The sequence below is a fragment of the Anaeromicrobium sp. genome, from assembly GCF_025210435.1.
Taxonomy (GTDB): Bacteria; Bacillota; Clostridia; order Peptostreptococcales; family Thermotaleaceae; genus Anaeromicrobium.
Genome location: NZ_JAOART010000017.1, coordinates 1 through 17,867, shown reverse-complemented (window position 1 = coordinate 17,867; position 17,867 = coordinate 1). Strand labels below are relative to the sequence as shown.

General features: G+C 29.5%; 16 protein-coding genes. 1 reads left to right on the top strand and 15 read right to left on the bottom strand.

Annotated features, from left to right (window positions below):
- Positions 1–332 precede the first annotated feature (332 nt).
- From N4A57_RS01660 to N4A57_RS01640, 5 genes are all read right to left on the bottom strand, one after another.
- The gene (locus tag N4A57_RS01660; protein ID WP_293655659.1) at positions 333–575 is read right to left on the bottom strand and encodes a hypothetical protein; all 243 of its coding nucleotides are present in this window, start codon (positions 573–575) and stop codon (positions 333–335) included.
- Between the two features lie 17 nt (positions 576–592).
- On the bottom strand, positions 593–751 hold the full coding sequence (locus N4A57_RS01655; protein WP_293655658.1) for an aspartyl-phosphate phosphatase Spo0E family protein: 159 nt from the start codon (positions 749–751) through the stop codon (positions 593–595).
- Between the two features lie 332 nt (positions 752–1,083).
- Positions 1,084–2,931, bottom strand: coding sequence for a sigma 54-interacting transcriptional regulator (locus N4A57_RS01650; RefSeq protein WP_293655657.1), 1,848 nt, complete (start codon positions 2,929–2,931; stop codon positions 1,084–1,086).
- Between the two features lie 395 nt (positions 2,932–3,326).
- Positions 3,327–4,064 carry a hypothetical protein gene (locus N4A57_RS01645; protein ID WP_330671419.1) on the bottom strand — a complete coding sequence of 246 codons (738 nt, stop codon included), beginning with the start codon at positions 4,062–4,064 and terminating at the stop codon, positions 3,327–3,329.
- Between the two features lie 484 nt (positions 4,065–4,548).
- Positions 4,549–4,749 carry an EscE/YscE/SsaE family type III secretion system needle protein co-chaperone gene (locus tag N4A57_RS01640; protein ID WP_293655655.1) on the bottom strand — a complete coding sequence of 67 codons (201 nt, stop codon included), beginning with the start codon at positions 4,747–4,749 and terminating at the stop codon, positions 4,549–4,551.
- A gap of 492 nt (positions 4,750–5,241) precedes the next feature.
- On the opposite strand from N4A57_RS01640, the gene N4A57_RS01635 reads away from it, so the two are divergent.
- Entirely contained in the window at positions 5,242–6,639 is a 1,398-nt protein-coding gene (locus tag N4A57_RS01635) for an APC family permease (protein WP_293655654.1), read from the top strand.
- A 265-nt stretch (positions 6,640–6,904) separates the two neighbouring features.
- Here N4A57_RS01635 and N4A57_RS01630 read toward each other — a convergent pair whose 3' ends face one another.
- The 10 genes from N4A57_RS01630 to N4A57_RS01585 form a co-directional block, all read right to left on the bottom strand.
- Positions 6,905–7,444 carry a Gx transporter family protein gene (locus N4A57_RS01630; protein WP_293655653.1) on the bottom strand — a complete coding sequence of 180 codons (540 nt, stop codon included), beginning with the start codon at positions 7,442–7,444 and terminating at the stop codon, positions 6,905–6,907.
- Positions 7,428–7,811 (bottom strand): NusG domain II-containing protein, encoded by a 384-nt coding sequence (locus tag N4A57_RS01625; protein WP_293655652.1) that lies wholly within the window; start codon positions 7,809–7,811, stop codon positions 7,428–7,430. The genes N4A57_RS01630 and N4A57_RS01625 overlap by 17 nt, the downstream gene beginning before the upstream one ends.
- 263 nt (positions 7,812–8,074) lie before the next feature.
- On the bottom strand, positions 8,075–9,652 hold the full coding sequence (locus N4A57_RS01620; protein WP_293655651.1) for an FAD-dependent oxidoreductase: 1,578 nt from the start codon (positions 9,650–9,652) through the stop codon (positions 8,075–8,077).
- 218 nt (positions 9,653–9,870) lie between these two features.
- Positions 9,871–10,587, bottom strand: a complete 717-nt coding sequence (locus tag N4A57_RS01615; RefSeq protein ID WP_293655650.1) for a DUF554 domain-containing protein — start codon at positions 10,585–10,587, stop codon at positions 9,871–9,873.
- Between the two features lie 70 nt (positions 10,588–10,657).
- On the bottom strand, positions 10,658–11,479 hold the full coding sequence (locus tag N4A57_RS01610) for a MerR family transcriptional regulator (RefSeq protein ID WP_293655649.1): 822 nt from the start codon (positions 11,477–11,479) through the stop codon (positions 10,658–10,660).
- Between the two features lie 93 nt (positions 11,480–11,572).
- Positions 11,573–13,504 carry an FtsX-like permease family protein gene (locus tag N4A57_RS01605; protein ID WP_293655648.1) on the bottom strand — a complete coding sequence of 644 codons (1,932 nt, stop codon included), beginning with the start codon at positions 13,502–13,504 and terminating at the stop codon, positions 11,573–11,575.
- A gap of 176 nt (positions 13,505–13,680) precedes the next feature.
- Positions 13,681–14,433, bottom strand: a complete 753-nt coding sequence (locus N4A57_RS01600) for an ABC transporter ATP-binding protein (RefSeq protein ID WP_293655672.1) — start codon at positions 14,431–14,433, stop codon at positions 13,681–13,683.
- A gap of 83 nt (positions 14,434–14,516) precedes the next feature.
- Positions 14,517–15,527: a sensor histidine kinase gene (locus tag N4A57_RS01595; RefSeq protein WP_293655647.1), complete on the bottom strand. Its 1,011-nt coding sequence runs from the start codon at positions 15,525–15,527 to the stop codon at positions 14,517–14,519.
- On the bottom strand, positions 15,502–16,182 hold the full coding sequence (locus N4A57_RS01590; RefSeq protein WP_293655646.1) for a response regulator transcription factor: 681 nt from the start codon (positions 16,180–16,182) through the stop codon (positions 15,502–15,504). Before N4A57_RS01590 ends, N4A57_RS01595 begins: the two co-directional genes overlap by 26 nt.
- Before the next feature lie 156 nt (positions 16,183–16,338).
- Complete coding sequence (locus tag N4A57_RS01585) at positions 16,339–17,427, bottom strand: GerAB/ArcD/ProY family transporter (RefSeq protein WP_293655645.1); 1,089 nt, start codon at positions 17,425–17,427, stop codon at positions 16,339–16,341.
- Positions 17,428–17,867 lie beyond the last annotated feature (440 nt).

The window sequence follows — 17,867 nt, the reverse complement described above, 5'->3', positions numbered from 1 at the left end:
ATTTTTTATTATGATTTCACTTAATATTTCTCATCCCTTTACTATTAAAATCCTCATAATAAAATATTATTATATTTAAAATTTCATCATCCATGTGTAAATTTCCTTCTTTATTCATTATAAATTTGTACACTCAAAGGTTTACCCATACAGTAACTTATCTATTTAAAGAAAATCTTATTTTCATTTTATAATAAAAAATCGTAAGACCTACGATTGGCTATGAAACCCTATGGTTCCCTTCAACGGAACTAACGTTGCTGAGCATCCTCCTTCAAAGGGGCAGGGGAATTCTTCCCCACACCGCCTTATTTTTTTACTTATCCACAATCCTAAGAATTTACAATTCCCTTTTCATAAACTTCACCCTTATTATATTTTGAATTTTCCAATTGAACATCAATCCTTACTTTAATCACTTTCGAAGATTCTTTTGCAATTTTCTCAAGATTCCTTTCAACACTATTTATGAGTACACCTGATAATTGTACATAAGAAGTAATTCCTAAAGTCCTGCAAACAACCAGTAATATGATGAAAAAAAATATAACTATTTTTGTTTTAAAGCTCTTCATTTATACCACCCCTTATGTTATTTATCTAGTACATGCATATTATATTCATTTAATAGACCATCTAGCTCTTGGCTAATTTTTATTACTTCTGGGTCTAACAAATTATCCTTTTGTTCAATGAGTTTCTCCATGAGGTCCCTTAGAAATATTATTCTTCCCTTAATAGCTTTACTCATACTTCCTCATCCCCCTTTTCTTTTGCAATAATAACCTTAACAATAATCTCTCATCCCATACTCTATTGTGTAGTTACTGAATACCAATGCAAAACTCATTCCATGTATTACCTTTTTATTAAAATCATTGCAAAAAAAATAATAAATACAAGTTTTCCTTCATTAGAAAACTTTTATTTATTTTATATTTTTTTATTTTTCTTCATATTGTGTCATTTTTCTTCATAATAATTTATTTTTCTACCTTTTCCCATTTTTCTTTTTATTCACCCTTTTTTCTTTTATCTGTATCAGTATGTTCTATATCGTATAGATTTGTATCATATTGTTCCTTATATGTCTTTATCAATCTTATATTTATTTAATTTTCTATAGAGGGTACTACGAGAGATTCCCAATATTCTAGCCACTTTACTAAGATTACCCTTATATTCCTTAAAAAGTCTAAGAATTTCATTACATTCCTGTTCTTCTTGCATCTTTCTTTCCCTTTTTACAATATCTTTAATAGTTACTTCATTTTCTAATTTAGAAACAGAATCATCCATAATCGTACAATAGTATTGTAAAATATTTTCTGGTAAATGATTTATAGTTACATGTTCATCGTGTACCATATGAACTATCCTTTCTACCACATTCTGTAGTTCACGAACATTCCCATACCAATTATATTTAGTTAAGTATTTCATCACCATGGGGTCCATATTTTCTAAAAGTTTCTCCCCATTCTTTGTAGTTTGTTTTATGAAATATTCGAATAATAAAGGAATGTCTTCACGTCGTTCCCTCAAGGAAGGAATTTTAACAGAAATAACATTCAACCTATAATATAGATCATTTCTAAAACTTCCATTTTGCATGGCTTCAAATAGGTTTTTATTAGTAGCACAAATTATACGCACATCTATGGGTATTTCTTCCTCTCCCCCTATTCGTGTAACTTTTTTTTCTTGAATAACTCTCAATAGGGATACTTGTTGTTCAAAGGGCATATCTCCTATTTCATCTAAAAATATAGTTCCCCCAGAAGCCAATTGAAATTTGCCTGGCTTCCCACCCTTTCTTGCTCCTGTAAAAGCTCCTTCCACATAACCAAATAACTCACTACCTATTAAATCTCTAGGAATAGCTCCACAATTTACAGCTACAAAGGGCCCTCTACAACGATTACTATAGTTGTGTATGGCTTGGGCAAATAATTCTTTTCCTGTTCCACTTTCCCCTTGTACAAGCACATTACTATCTCCCATGGAAGCCCTAAATGCCAATTCAACAGTCTCTATCATCTTCTTATTCTTTGTAATAATATCTGAAAAATTAAATCTAGCCTGTGCACCACTAAAACGGTTTATAAGGTCATGGACTTGTTTTATAGGTCTAAATACAATAACTCCTTTATTCAAAGAACCTTCCTTATCCTCAATAGGATCTCCCGATATGAAAAATTGTAAATTTCCCTTTCCCGTTGGAACAGTCAATTCAGATCCATAAAAGGATTTTTTTTCCTTTAACATTTTATAAATGTCATGTTTTTTTTCTTCTATAAGTATTTTCTTTAAAGATTTTTCTATATCCTTAATATGATCATACCAATCTCTCTCAGGATTTCCATTTAAGTTTTTGAAATTTCCCAGTTCGTCAATAACTGCTACCCCTTCAGACGTATTCATTAAAATACTGTTCATATAACTATTAATTAAAGTTAATTCCTGGTTAGCTTTATTTAATTCCTCTGTTCTTTTTTCTATTTCTATTTCTAATTGATCCCTAAGTTTTTTCAGTGCCTCTTTCGTATCCACATATTTTGTTACTTCACAGGCTAAAACCAAGGTTATTTCCTTATGATTTACCTTTAGTTCCTTTGTACATGCATCTATCCATATTTCTTCACCATTTTTTTTATATGCTTTAATGTTGTAATATTTTCCTCCATTTTTATTTTCCTTAATAATCTCTTTAAAATCCTCATCTAAAACATCATCGGTTTTTCTATTAATCAATTCTTCTTTATTATATCCAAGACTTGTTTCAAAGAATGAATTAACATATATAATCTTATTTTGCCACAAAATAAAAAATATCATTTTTTTATCTATTATCTTAATGATTTCCGATTCCATAAGTAATTCATCCACATTTATTAAATTCACACACTTTTTCATGCGCCTAGATTTCATTTGTTATCTCCTCCTTATGTCTATGCTCATATAAATATCATTGAAAATGCCCAATAATTTCAATTAATTTCCCTTCCTTATATTTTTACCCCCATAATAGGTATGCCTAAACTCCAAGTTCACTTTCTCATAAGGACCTGTTAAGCCTTACTTTTACAGACTCATCTGCCTTTGATCCAGTAAATTTTACCATATATAGGTAAATTAAAAAACAGGTAAAATATTCCATATTTCAGCATTTATTTACAAAAAACCCAAAGAATCGCAATCCCTTAGGTCTTTATTTATAGATTAAATTATTTAATTTTTGTTTAAGAATGTTAAACGCCTTTATATTTTCAAAATAAATGTATTTAACATTTTAAAATTTCACTCTAGGGAAATTTTCATCTATTTTATTCAAATTCTTCTCCATATACTCCTACAGTTTGAAAGAAATCTACAAAGGTCTGGCCATTCCACTTAAGAGAAGTTTGAACATATCCTAACCCATCTGCATTATATCTCCCAGCAATACGCTGAAGTGCATATAATTCGTAGGTACCATCCCTTTGATAATCAATAGGATATAGTCCACCTAATGGATTTATCCAGCCCTTAATGGGTTCCTTTAGTTTACCATTTTCATAATAAATTTCTGATAGATAAGACTCTCCCTTGTAAGTAATATCTAGTATATACTTAGTATTGGTACTTTTACTAATCACTTCTACCTTATAGTCATCTTTATAGTTTACCTCATATAGATAATCTTTATTGAAATTTTCAAAATCAAAGATAATCTTTGGCTTATTTCTTAAAAATGAATAGATATAATAAAAGGCATACCCACCACTTCCTCCAGAATCTATACTAATTAAAATATCATCCACCTTATCTCCTGAAAAATCTCCTAAAAATAAAGTTGGGTTATATCCTGCATTTTCTTTTAGTTTAATTATAGTGATAAGATTTGTTTTTCCATCTACAATCTTTAATCTTATATTATCTCTAAAGGGGCTTTCATCTCCATAGGGTTTATCTCCTATTAAGTATACACAGTCAATAAATCCATTTCCATTCACATCTCCTTCTTTAAAGTCTAATATATAACTAGTCTTTTTCTTCGGTCCAATATTGCCTCGAAAATCCATGGGATGATAATACATATTATCTCTCCTTTCCTTTATTTAACTTATTCATATAATATGTATTACCTATAGATTTGCTAACTTAGACATATTAAAAAAATAATATTTTCTACACTATTGGATAAAATAATTTCAAGATATGTAATGATCTAGTTAAGATTTGCATAAACTCTTTAGGACTTATGTAAATCCATGAAATATGCTCTATCAGCCACAGGGTTTATATAGCATGGGACATAAGATTTTTTATGGTGAACTATCCCATCATAAAGGATTGAACTAATATTATATAGGGTACTTTTTGTATCTTATTTGGTAGAATTAATTGTCCTTATAGGTAGGCTAGTCTATGTATAAGAGCATTAGTAAGATTATTACATATTTTATAAACTCTGTATTATTCCATTAATGCAGAGTTTATTTTTGGGATTAAAAAAAGCTACAATCCCTAGATTATAGCTTTTTTAAAAGTTTTATCAATTATAATTTACTCTGTATAATTTGTAAGAGTATTATTAACTGAATTTAATGCATTATTAACTGCATTAAGAGTATCTTGAATTTTTTGTTTGTTCTCTGGTTTTTCAACTGAACTTATTGCCTGATTTAAACAGCTTTGAGCACTTTGAAGTTGTCCTTTAACGTCTTGTACGTGTTCCTTTGCATTTTTACCTTGATTGTTATTCATCTTATATTCCTCCTAATAATTTTTGTACTTGGTTACACAATATTATTATCTATTTTTTGAAGGAAAATATTCTTGGATAAATATTACATATAATTTATTATAGATTTTCAAAAAAATCTGTACACTAAATATTATAGATGATTCTATTAGAAAAATGAAAATATTACAATTAATGAGGCATTATTCTTAGTAGTATTTTCAGATTTTTCAGACAATTTTACCTTTATCTATTGCATAAATAAGAAATATATTGTATAATATTACCAATAAATGTAATAAACCAACAGACGAAGACGTTAACGAAAGGAAGTGTTATCCTCATTTGTTGACGTTTTTTTATTTCCTATGTAAAAAATTCAAATATCATGAACATGAATAGGTCTATTATACATAAATACAATCATAAAAACTCATATCTTTGAATTTTACAGATATTTCTGAATAATGTCTGTTAATTAATAAACTACTACAGAAATTATAAGGAGTGAATTTATGGAAAAAAACAATTTCGAAAGAGTTTTATCGAGAAAAGATGTTTTGGCCTTAGCCTTTGGTGCTATGATTGGTTGGGGTTGGGTAGTTTTGGCAGGAAGCTGGGTAGAAAAAGCTGGCGCTTTAGGAGCAATGATAGCCTTTTTATTTGGTGGAATTATGGTTCTATTCGTAGGATTAACATATGCTGAACTCACCTCTGCCATGCCCAAATGTGGTGGAGAGCATGTGTTTAGCCATAGAGCTTTAGGTCCAAATATATCATTCATATGTACCTGGGCAATCATACTAGGATATGTATCCGTTGTTGCCTTTGAGGCCGTTGCCCTTCCAACGGTTGTTGAATACTTATTCCCTCATTATATTAAATTTAAAATGTATAGTATAGCTGGATATGATGTTTATTTTACTTGGGTTTTGCTTGGAGTTTTAAGTTCTATGGCAATCACAATAGTAAATTATTTTGGTGTTAAACCTGCTGCCTTTTTACAATGGGTTCTAACCCTTTTTATCACCCTTATAGGTTTATCCTTCTTTGGAGGAGCATTAGTAAACGGAAGTCCAGCAAATATGCAACCCTTGTTTACAGACGGTGTAAAAGGAGTTTTTACAGTTGCAGTAATGACTCCATTTATGTATGTTGGTTTTGATGTTATACCCCAAGCAGCAGAAGAAATTGATATGCCCTTTGATAAAATAGGAAAAATTTTAATTTTGTCTGTTATTATGGCTGTATTTTGGTACATCATGATAATAATAGGAGTTTCCCTTGCCATGGACAGTACATCCATAAGTGCTTCTAACCTAGTAACCGCAGACGCCATGGGCTCCGTATTTAATGGAAGTACTATTGCTTCTAAAATAATGATTATTGGAGGAATAGGAGGAATAATAACAAGCTGGAATTCCTTCTTCGTAGGAGGCAGCCGTGCAATTTATTCTATGGCCCATTCTAAAATGTTACCCTCCTTCTTAGGAAAAATCCATCCTCAGTATAAAACGCCAACAAATGCCGTTTTATTAATTGGAATATTATCCACCCTAGCACCCCTTCTAGGAAGAAAAATGTTAGTTTGGCTTGTAGATGCAGGAGGATTAACAATAGTTGTAGCTTACTTAATAGTTTCAATCTCATTTTTGGTATTGAGAAAAAAAGAGCCAAATATGCCTAGACCATACAAAGTAAAAAATGGCATATTAGTTGGAAATATAGCTGTTATTCTAAGTTTCGCAATTATAGTCCTATATGCTCCTGGAGCACCAGCTGCATTAATATGGCCTTATGAATGGTCCATAATCATAGGCTGGTCAATTCTTGGTATAGTATTTTATATATGGGCTAAATTATCCTACAATGATTTTGGTCTCCATGAATTTCATCTAGACATAAAATCTTAATCAGACATATGAAAAAAATAAACGAGTCATTTCACTGGTTATTCGAATTATTTTCTTCCTTATGGAGTCCCTTAAATATGTTTAATATGCTCCCTCACAATACCTTGAAAATAATCCAAATTCCTCAGAGAACTGACTAGTTTATTTCTCGTGCATTAGATATATGTTTCATATTTTTCATAATCTTATTAACATTTGCTAATTCTTTCTCCACATGAGAATATGCTTTCCAAAAATTATTCATTTCATCACCTTTTTATCTCTTTCAATTAAAATACTTGATTTTTAGTAAAAATCCTAACAAATACTTAACGGTAATTCCAACAACAACCCCCGTTATAACACCTGTTACCATTAACAAAGGTAAATAGATAATAATTCTTAAATTTTGTATAATAAAAGCTGCCATTAGTAATTGTCCTAGGTTGTGGAAAATGGCACCCGTAACGCTAACACCTATTGTGCTTATTTTTTCAAGGCTCACTCTCATTAATAGATACATAACTAGAAAGCTAAGAAGGGCTCCTGAAATACTATATAAAAAACCAGAAATACTTCCTCCAATAAATGCCACCATAATAGTTCTTAATAAAATTATGGAAAAGGTTTCTTTAAAAGAGAACAGATATAAGGATGTTAATGTAATAATATTTGCAAGACCTAATTTTGCTCCAGGAATACTAAAATTTAGGGGAATCATTTTTTCAATGAAGCTGAGGACAACGGCTTGAGATACTAAAAGTGAAATGAATATGATCTTTTGAGTTTTACTCATTGTGTACTGTCTCTTATCTGGATAAAGCATCAATTTCCCCCTCCACATGTCCTTTAATTTCTATTACTACTTTATGTGGCAAACAAGCAATAATCTCACCAGGCTTACTAATAATGCCCGTCTCTACGCAAATATGGTCATGACAATCTGCTTCTGTAATAGATACGCCCATATGGTTAAATATTATTATATTTTTTCCTAAATCTGTTTCTACCACATACTCCTCTTTTTTTTCCGAAAGAGGGATATCTTTATATAGTTCTCCTTTTACTGTTATTTGTGCCCTTAAGACACTACTATTTCTTTCTATTATGCCTGACCTATATTGATTAAAACCTAAAAAAACAAATGCTATGAACAAAGCACTTATTGCAATAATAAAATCCATTTTTTTCATATGATTTCTCCTTAACAAATCTATTCTCTACAATATATTTATTATACAGAAAAAATAAATGAATTACTAAGTAAAATTCATTTATTAAATATTTAGGGCTGTGTCATTAAAAAATTCATATTTACAGAAGTACTGTATTTTCAATATTCTAAAGATAACTCAAAATAATATATTGTTTCTAAGTATCACACACCAGGGTTGCGGGCCTAATTCCCAGTTTTTTACTCTCTATTACACTTTTTACACAAATGGCCCTCATATTACTATTTTGTATCCTTTATAATTGTTTCACCAGCAAGTTTACCAAATACAGTTATATCAGTTAACGCATTACCACCTAGACGGTTTGTACCATGGATTCCTCCTACTACTTCACCAGCAGCATATAATCCTTTAATCACTTTACCATCAATAGTTAATACTCTAGCCTCTGTATCTATTGCTAATCCACCCATAGTATGGTGAACTCCAGGAATAACCTTTTGGATATAGAATGGACCATTTTCTACCTTAGCCATTTTAGCATTTCTATGGAATTCTTTATCTGCAACTTTTATATCTGTTCCGTTTGTGATAAAGTCTTCAGCATAGCTGTTATAGTCTTTAATTGTAGTTGCTAAAGCTTCCTTATGAATTCCGAAGAAATCTGCTGCTTCTTCTAATGTATTAGCTTCTATTAATAATTTATCTGCAACTAACTTGTCATACTCACCTTTGTAGATTTCAAGTGTTCTTGCTTCTTCCATGATTTTCTTATCCCAAACCATGTAACCAAATGAATCAGATTGAGATAATATTGCCTTAGAAACCATATCTCTTCTATCATTTTCGTTAATAAATCTCTTACCTTCTATATTTACCATTGGTGCACCATACATTCTAGTATCAGCAACGAATGCAATTTTTCCAGTTGTTGGGAAACAGAATGGGTATGTTTGAATATACTCCATTTGCTCTGTACCAGCACCTAATTTTTGTGCCATTACAATACCGCTACCTTCATGTCCTGGCGCATTTGTTGTCTTAACTGTTTCATTTAGGTCAGGTCTATACTTCATTCTCATTTCAACATTACCAGCAAATCCACCTGCTGCAACGATTACACCCTTTGTTCCTTTAAATACTAATTCTTGTCCTGACTTATTTGAAGCTTTAACTCCAATTACTCTACCACTCTCATCAGTGATTAATTCTTCAGCTTTTGTATTAACTTTAATTTTAACGCCTAATTCGTATGCTTTTTCATACATTTTATAAACCATTTGGGAACCTACTCCGCCCTTAACAACTAATGCACGAGCCACAGTATGTCCACCAAAATGCTTTTGAAAGTCATCCATAATTTCAACGCCTACTGTATCTCTTAACCACTGTGCAGTAGGTAAAGCTCTATTTACTAATACATCTACTAAAGGCTCGATACTCTTACTATCTCCACCCTTCATTGTATCTCCTTTAAATAGTGCTACACTATCTTCAATACCTTGCGACTTTTGAACCCAGTTTTCAGGAATATTAAAACCTGCTCCAGATAAGCTCGTGTTACCACCAACTACACTTTCTTGTTCAAGGATTACAACCTTAGCCCCTTGAGATGCTGCTTCAATAGCTGCTGAGAAACCAGCTCCTCCTGCACCAATAACAACTACATCATAAGTTTGCTCAGTTTCTTTTTCTGGTTTTGGATCAACAACTGGAAGTTTGTATAATCCAGCCTCATCCCTTGTTGGACTAGCTTGAGAAGTAGCGTCTGCTTTTTCTGTTTTACCCGAACATCCAATTACAGAAATAGCCATCATTAAAGCTACTATAAGTACTAGTGCTCTTTTAATTTTATTCATTACTTTTCCTCCTAATTCTTTATTTTATTATGGCTCAACGAGGTATTTTGTGATTTTAATACACGGAAAATCTGCCAATAATATTTTATAATATAATTTAACAATATCTATATATTATAGTTATCACAAAAATCCTTGTTGAACTTTCATTAGTCAAGGTAATAATAAAATAAATTTTTTTGTTAAGTCTTAAGGATAAACAAGGCGAGGATAAAATACTAATTCAATAAATTAGCTATCTTATTTATTGAATTATTTATAAAAGGAAAATAATAAATCATAGTAATAAATAAAGCTGGTAATAAATTAATAGTTTTTATCTTTTTTATCTCTAAAATATTAATTCCCGTACTAAAAATTAGTATTCCACCTATTATTGAAACTTGTCCTAAAATTTCAGGTGTCACAAAGGGAGCAATAATCTGAGCTGATAAATATATGCTTCCTTGCCATATAAACAATATGAGTGCAGATAATGCTATGCCTATACCAAAGGTAGATGCTAATATTAATGATGTAATCCCATCAAGTAATGCATTTGTAAATAATAAAGTATTATCTCCTCTCAATGCACTTTCTAAAGGTCCTAAAATAGACATTGTACCTACGCAAAATAGTAAAACAGCAGTAGTTAAGCCCTCAATCAACCCATTTTCATCACTTTTTTTGAATCTATCTGCCAATTTATTAATTTTTAATTCTATATCTAGGATTTCTCCCACAAAACCTCCAAGGACTAAACTAACTATGAAAAGAAGAGGTTCTTTACTCTGCGATAAATTCTTTACTATCCATGTAATTCCTAATGATATGGCTACTAATCCAAGAGCTTGCATTATGGTTGATTTATATTTTTCTTTTATTCCTTTCTTCAATAAAGCTCCAGCAAAACTTCCAACTACAATGGTGCTTGTATTTACAATAGTTCCTAACATAATTTACCTCCTAAATAAATATAAATTACAATTCTTTATATTTATTTAAAACCATCCAGTAACTGGAGAGTCAATGTTTTTTTACTGGTATTTGTATTTCTGTAAGATAGTCTTCCCTACATTTTGATATATACTGATCAATAATCACCCTTTCCACAGCATCTCCAGTAATTTTATAATTATTTTTCTCTAAATATGTTATGATGATTTTAAAATACTTTTCAGACTCCCTATGATCACAGCCTCTATAGTAAATAGAAGCATATTCACCTTCTTTTAGGGTTTTTACTAATTCATTATCCATATTTTCTTCTAGTAAAATAAATATGGAATTATATTCATTAAACTTATGCTTTCTTATATTCTCTATAGAAACTGTAAGACCTACTCTACCAATCATAATTGCAGATCCTATCTTTGCCCTATTTACTAGATTTCTTAAACATATTTCCAATTTAAGTTTTGTATGGATATTTTCTTTTAAACTTAATATTTTTCTTTCCTTAATTTTTTTTATCTTTACAACATCTAATTCCTTTATCCTCTGTGCCCTTTCAATTTCCTCAATTCGATTTTCAAATCTACTTTTTATTACCATCAATTGTTTTATCTTATCCTCTGTAATATCCTTCTCTTTCTTTAATAATTCTAAAAAATAGTCAATATTTCTAGTCTCTAAATAAGTTTTTATTTCCTTTAAAGGTATTCCTAAAAACTTTAAATAATTTATAGTATTTAATTTTTCAAATTGTTCAACGGAATAATATCTATATCCATTATTCTTGTTTACTTCAATAGGTTTAAATAATCCTATTTCATCATAATATCTTAATGTTTTAATTGAAGTATTATGCAATTTTGACATTTCACCAATGGAAAATTTATTATTCATTGAAATCTCATCCTTAGATTTAAAATATTTTTTCTTATATATAATAATATGGCCTATTAAGGCATATGCCTAAAGTAAAAATTTTTGTCATAATTATTTTTTATACATGACCTCTTTAAGGTATTTATTCTTTGAACTATTGTAGAAAATAATTTGAATTACCATATACAAAACTATCATGGAAATTGTATTAACCATTATTTGGTCATAAACTATTTGTGCTGACAATACAATACTTATGGAGTATGAACCTAAAAAACCTCCTATGAAAACTGGAACAAAATACAGGATTTTTAGCTCCTTGGAGATGAGTTTTTTTATTTCTTTATTTGTCATTCCTATCTTTGACATTTTAAATACTCTTTCTCTTTCTTCATCTATACTTGTTAAAATCTTATAATAAAGAACTACTCCACTTGATATTAATATCAAAGCTCCTACAAAAAAGAATACAAAGAAAAATGTTCCAAACTTTTGTATAGGATCTAACTTGGCTTCTTCTACATATATTGGTCTCAAGTCATTAATATATTGTTTCACTGGGTCATGGTATTCTATACGTTCATAAATTCTATTATTCCAATAACTATCATCTAAATTATTTTTATCCTTAAGGAATGAAATTAGTGCATTAAAATACTTATCCTTATTTTCACTTAAATTTATCTTATGATATACTTCTACCCTATCTGTCAATGTTAATTTTATATTCTCATAATCACTGTCATCTACAATATAAGCACCTCCACTTTTATATGCAGAATTGTAATAATGGACAGCCAATGGTTCCCACTGAAAAGGTATATGATTGGGCTTTAAAGTATAATGTTTGTATTCTTTTATGATATTATCAAAATCATCTCGAAGAACACTTGCAAATTCCACTGTTGCTTGTTCCATCCGTTGAAAAATTACATTGTCATGGGCTGTTATAATTGATTCATAAGGTAATCGCTCCATGCCCCTACTGGATGAAGATGGATTTAGAATCTCCATAAATTCTCCAGGGAGTATATTAACGTTTTTATTCATATGTTTATTATACATACTTTCACTCACTATAGGTTTATTTGTGGAAAATATAGAAACTCTATCTTTACCTATAAGCTTATATTCATCTACGGGTATATATTCAATAGTTGAATATCCTTCTACCTTTCCACCTGACTTTTGGATTATGTTTTTTACTTCTACTTCGGTCACCTTGTTATATCCTTTAGCTTGAACAAACATAATATCAGATACATAGTTTTTTTCGGTAAGAGTTGGAATTGTAGCATATAGATTATATGAAAATTGTATCAAAAATATTGCAGATCCAATCAATAATGATACTATAAACAACATGCTTCTATAACTTAAGAGCTTATGGGATAAGTTGTTTAAAAGAAGAATATTTTTATTGTATATATTGGGATACCTCTTAAGGATGTTTTTAATGGATTCAATGGAGCTTCCAATGAACAGATAGAGTCCAATCACTATAATTATAGGACATATCCACTTTAAAGTTTCTGTTACCAAGGTTTCCTCAATAGAAAATTTTGACTTTAAATTTCCCAACAGGATTAAGGCTGTAACCACTAAAAGAAAGGATACTATACCTGTATATTTTCTAGGTTTTACCATATCTTTTTTTGCTGATGATTTAATCACTTCAATTACGGATATTTTTGAAATGGTCCTTTTACTTAATACAGAACTAAATAAAAATATAATAAAAAAGATTCCTATTGTAAGTAAAATACTTTCATAATGTATCCTAAACACTAGACCTTCTATTTTTAAGACTTTTGAAAATGCCATATAAAAAATCCTTGAAAAAACAAATCCACTTAATAGACCTACTATCAAAGAACTTCCTACTGTTACTATATTCTCATAAAATACCATTCTTTTTAAGTTCTTTTGTGTCATTCCCAGTGTCATATAAACTCCAAATTCTTTTCCCCTGTACTTAATAAATGCCATTACACTATATGAAATGAAAATAATTGAAAATATTACTAACCCTTCAAATCCCATATAAAAAACCTTCCTTGCTACAGAAGAAACCATAGACAACATTTCAGGTTCAAATAATAAATTGCTATACATAAAAAGTAGCATAACCGTAAAACTATTGACAAAAAATAAGGAAATATATCTTTTAAAATTAAATTTTATATTTTTTATAACTATATGAGAGAATGTCATTTAAATTACCCTCCCATTAGAATACTTTGAGTTTCAAGTATTTTATCAAAAAAAGATTTTCTGTGACCCTTTGATGAAATCTCTAATTCCAATTGTCCATCCTTTACAAAAATAACTCTTTTGCAAAAGGAAGCTGCAAATGGATCATGGGTTACCATAAGTACAGTGCTATTGAGTTCTTCATTCATTCTTAATATTGTTTCCATAATACTGCTTGATGACTTTGAATCTAAATTCCCCGTTGGCTCATCAGCCAAAATTATAGAAGGTTCATTTATTAAGGCCCTTGCCGCAGCTGTTCGTTGTTTTTGTCCTCCTGAAATATTAAATGGATATTTTTCTTTTAAATCTTGTATCTGAAAAAACTTCATTAGTCCACTTACTTTCTTTTCAATTTTAGATGCTCTAACATTATCTATAATAAGTGGCAATGAAATATTTTCTTTAATAGTTAAACTATCAAGAAGATTAAAATCTTGAAATATGTATCCTATATTCTTTCTTCTAAAATAACAAAGTTCCTCTTTATCCATCAAGCAAACATCTTTTCCACTTATAAATACTTCCCCTGATGTGGCCATATCTATCCCTGAAAGTATATTTAGTAAAGTTGTCTTCCCACTTCCTGATGGGCCCATAATTCCAATAAAATCCCCCCTATTAGCTGAAAAGCTAATACCATTTAGGGCAGTCACATGTTTTGCATTTTTATATGCATTATAAATTTTTACTAAGTTTTTTACATTAAGGACTTCCATAAATAAATTCACCTCTTTTTTTATTGATAAACCTATTATAAAATCAATTATACTTTTCATAAATCGATTTACCTTACATAACCTTACATTTTTAAAAGGTTATTAGGATGAATAAAAGTAATTATTACTGAAGTACCTTTATTTCTTTGTGATTTTATTTGAACACTATGCTTAAGACTTTCACATATTTTTTTTACCATATATAATCCTATCCCTGTTGAGTTACTGTTTTTTCTTCCATTATTCCCAGTAAAAAAAGGTTCAAAAACCCGACTGATATGCTCTTTATCAATGCCTAACCCCTCATCCTCTATGATAAGGGAAGTAGTTTCTTCATTTCTTTTTCCACTTATTCTAATATATTTACTACTATTCTTAGGCGAATATTTTATAGAATTATTTATTATTTGATGGATTATGTAGCTACACCATTTTACATCTGTATAAACGGATAATCTTTTATCTAATTCAACTTTAGGATAAACCCCATTATATATGAAATCTCTTTTTTTAGAATTTATTACATTACAAACCATATCATGGACACTAACTTCATCTATGGCATAATCCTTCGCAAAATCATCTAACCGAAGAAAATTAAGGCCTTGTTCTAAATTAGATTTCAGCCTTTCATTTTCATCTTTTATATCCTTTAATATTCTCTGGTTAAAATCTTTATGAAATCCTTTTTCACAGGCCAAGTCAATAATTGTACTTGATGTTTTCATATTGTGTATCCACTGTGAAAAAAAGAATAATTTTTCTTTATACTTTTGATCAATTGTATGTAATTTCTTATTATAATTTCTATGCAAGGAACTGATTATATTAAAAATCTTGTCATCAGATTCATCTTCATAATCTGGACTATTTTTAGCTATATGAAGCTTATGGCATAACTCTTTATAGGAAATAACCTCAACAAAAATATATACTAATAAAATCAGTATACTTACGAAAAATGGATATGTTATAGCTTCTATTCCTATCAATAAATAGTAAAATCCTAAAATAAAAATAGTATTTATACAATAAGTAATAATACTTCTTTTACTTCTTTTTAGGACCTCAATTAAAATTTCTTTCAAATACATATCCCACACCTCGTTTTGTAATAATAATATCATTTAATCCTAATTTACTTAATTTCTTTCTTGTTCTTGTAATATTAACTGTTAAGGTATTATCATCAACAAAACTTTCATTATCCCAAATAGCTTCTAAAAGTTCTTCTCTACTGATTACTTCTCCAGCACTTTTCATTAAACTCTTTAAAAGTAGATATTCATTTTTTGTAAGCTCTATAAGTTTCTCTCTATATTTTAGCTTCATACTTTTTTCCATTAATACAAGATTACTAGCATTGATTTGATCTGGCATAATTCCTCCTGTATTTCTACGGAATATGGCATTTACTTTTGCAAAAAGAATCCCCATACTGAAAGGTTTTGTAATATAGTCATCTGCACCAAGTTCAATTCCTCTTATCTGTTCACTTTCTTCACTTCTTGCAGATAAAATTATTATGGGAATATTATATTTCTTTCTAATCAATCTCAAGTAATAAATGCCATCGAACTTTGGAAGATTAATGTCTAAAATAATTAAGTCTGGCTTCTCCCATTCTATCTTTCCCATTACATCCTTAAAATCGTCAACTCCAAGTACATTAAAATCATAAGCTGTAAAATACTCAGTTATATATTCAATCAATTTATAATCATCTTCTATAATTAATATTTTTTTCATATCTTTCCAACTTTCTTATTAAAATCTATTACTTTTAATTATGTTTTGGACAATATAAATCATATCACAATTTAATATTATTTTATAAAAAATAAGAAGTATTGATAAACAATACTCCTTAGGCTCACTAAAAAAACAAACTAGTACGGGCATGATTCAATTATTAACCAATCCTTTTTTTCTAATTTCCGCAACAATAAGAGTGAATACAGGGAAAGCTACATGGAAGGGGAAAGATATGTATACCCAAGTACTTTCAACCCATTCAGAGTAATACATTAAGCTCTCATATACGAAATCACTTAAATTCATCATAAGTAAAGAAGCAGGTATTACTATGAATCGGTAGTCAGTATATCCAAATACTTTACTTATTCCTTTACAGAAGGCCAATAGATATATACTTAATTTAATAAATGCTCCTAACATGAAAATAATCCCTATTATTACTTCTATTCTTTGTAATATATCACCAATATTTATTTTTGAAGCAGCCACATAAGTAGGGAAATACATGGTAGTACACGTATTTATTCCTAAAACTAACACATCGTTTAAGGAAGTTATTAATATGATTATTCCACCTAAGAATAAACCCCTCACATAAATTTTATAGGATGATTTCTCACTCTTAAAATTTGAAAAAGCCATGGTAAATACTACTGTCTGGGAAAATGGAAATGCAAAGGCAGAAGTAGCCCCTTTTATAACTGGTTTTATACCTTCTCCTAGAATAGGACGAATATTATTTATATTCATATTAGGAATCATTAATACTACTGTACTTAAAATAAACGTTATAAGTATAATTACAAAAAACTCTGTCCATCTACCCATAACTTCCATTCCTTTTTTTATTATGAAAATTCCATTGATTATAATAATTATAGCAACTATAATTCTAGGAGTTTTTGACAAAGAAACTGTAATAGCAAATTCCCCTTGAACCCATAAAATTGATGCTCCCACATATAGGAGATACAAAACATATAATATACTAATGAATTTTCCAATAAATCTACCAAAACAAATTTCAAGAATATCAAATAAATCCTTATCTTTGAACATATGGTGGAGCCGAGCATAGATAATCATTAGTGGTAATGTCATTAATATGGATAAAATAATTGCTATCAATAAATCTTTTTTAGCCTCTAACCCTGTAACAACTATTGAAGATGTTCCTATTATAAGCATAACCATAAGAGCTATACCTTGCTTATCTGAAATAATTTCTTTATTCACCAATAGTTCCTCCAATTTGTAGATAATCATTATATAGTTTTCCCATATTGATCAATTCTATCAAAATATTACTATTGTTTTTAGTATGAAGGACATTAGATTGTTCTTTTATACCCTATGCGATCCTAACTTTATACTTATTTATTATAGATTTCTGGTGTATAAACTTGCTTTATGTGGGCCTATTTCAGGAAACGATTGAAAATCTTTTCCACCCAAGTCCTTGTCACAAGCGAAAGTGTGAATCTCCGTATATAGGTTCATGTGTCATGTTGGAGTAGCATAGGATGTTGTGACGTTCCAGGGTTGCAAAGATTTTCAATATATTTTCCCTTATAGGCAAGTTACAGTATAAAACAAAATCACAACCAAGAAATCTATCACATTTATAAATTTGCTTTATGTGAGCCTACTTCAGGAAAATATATTGAAAATTTTTT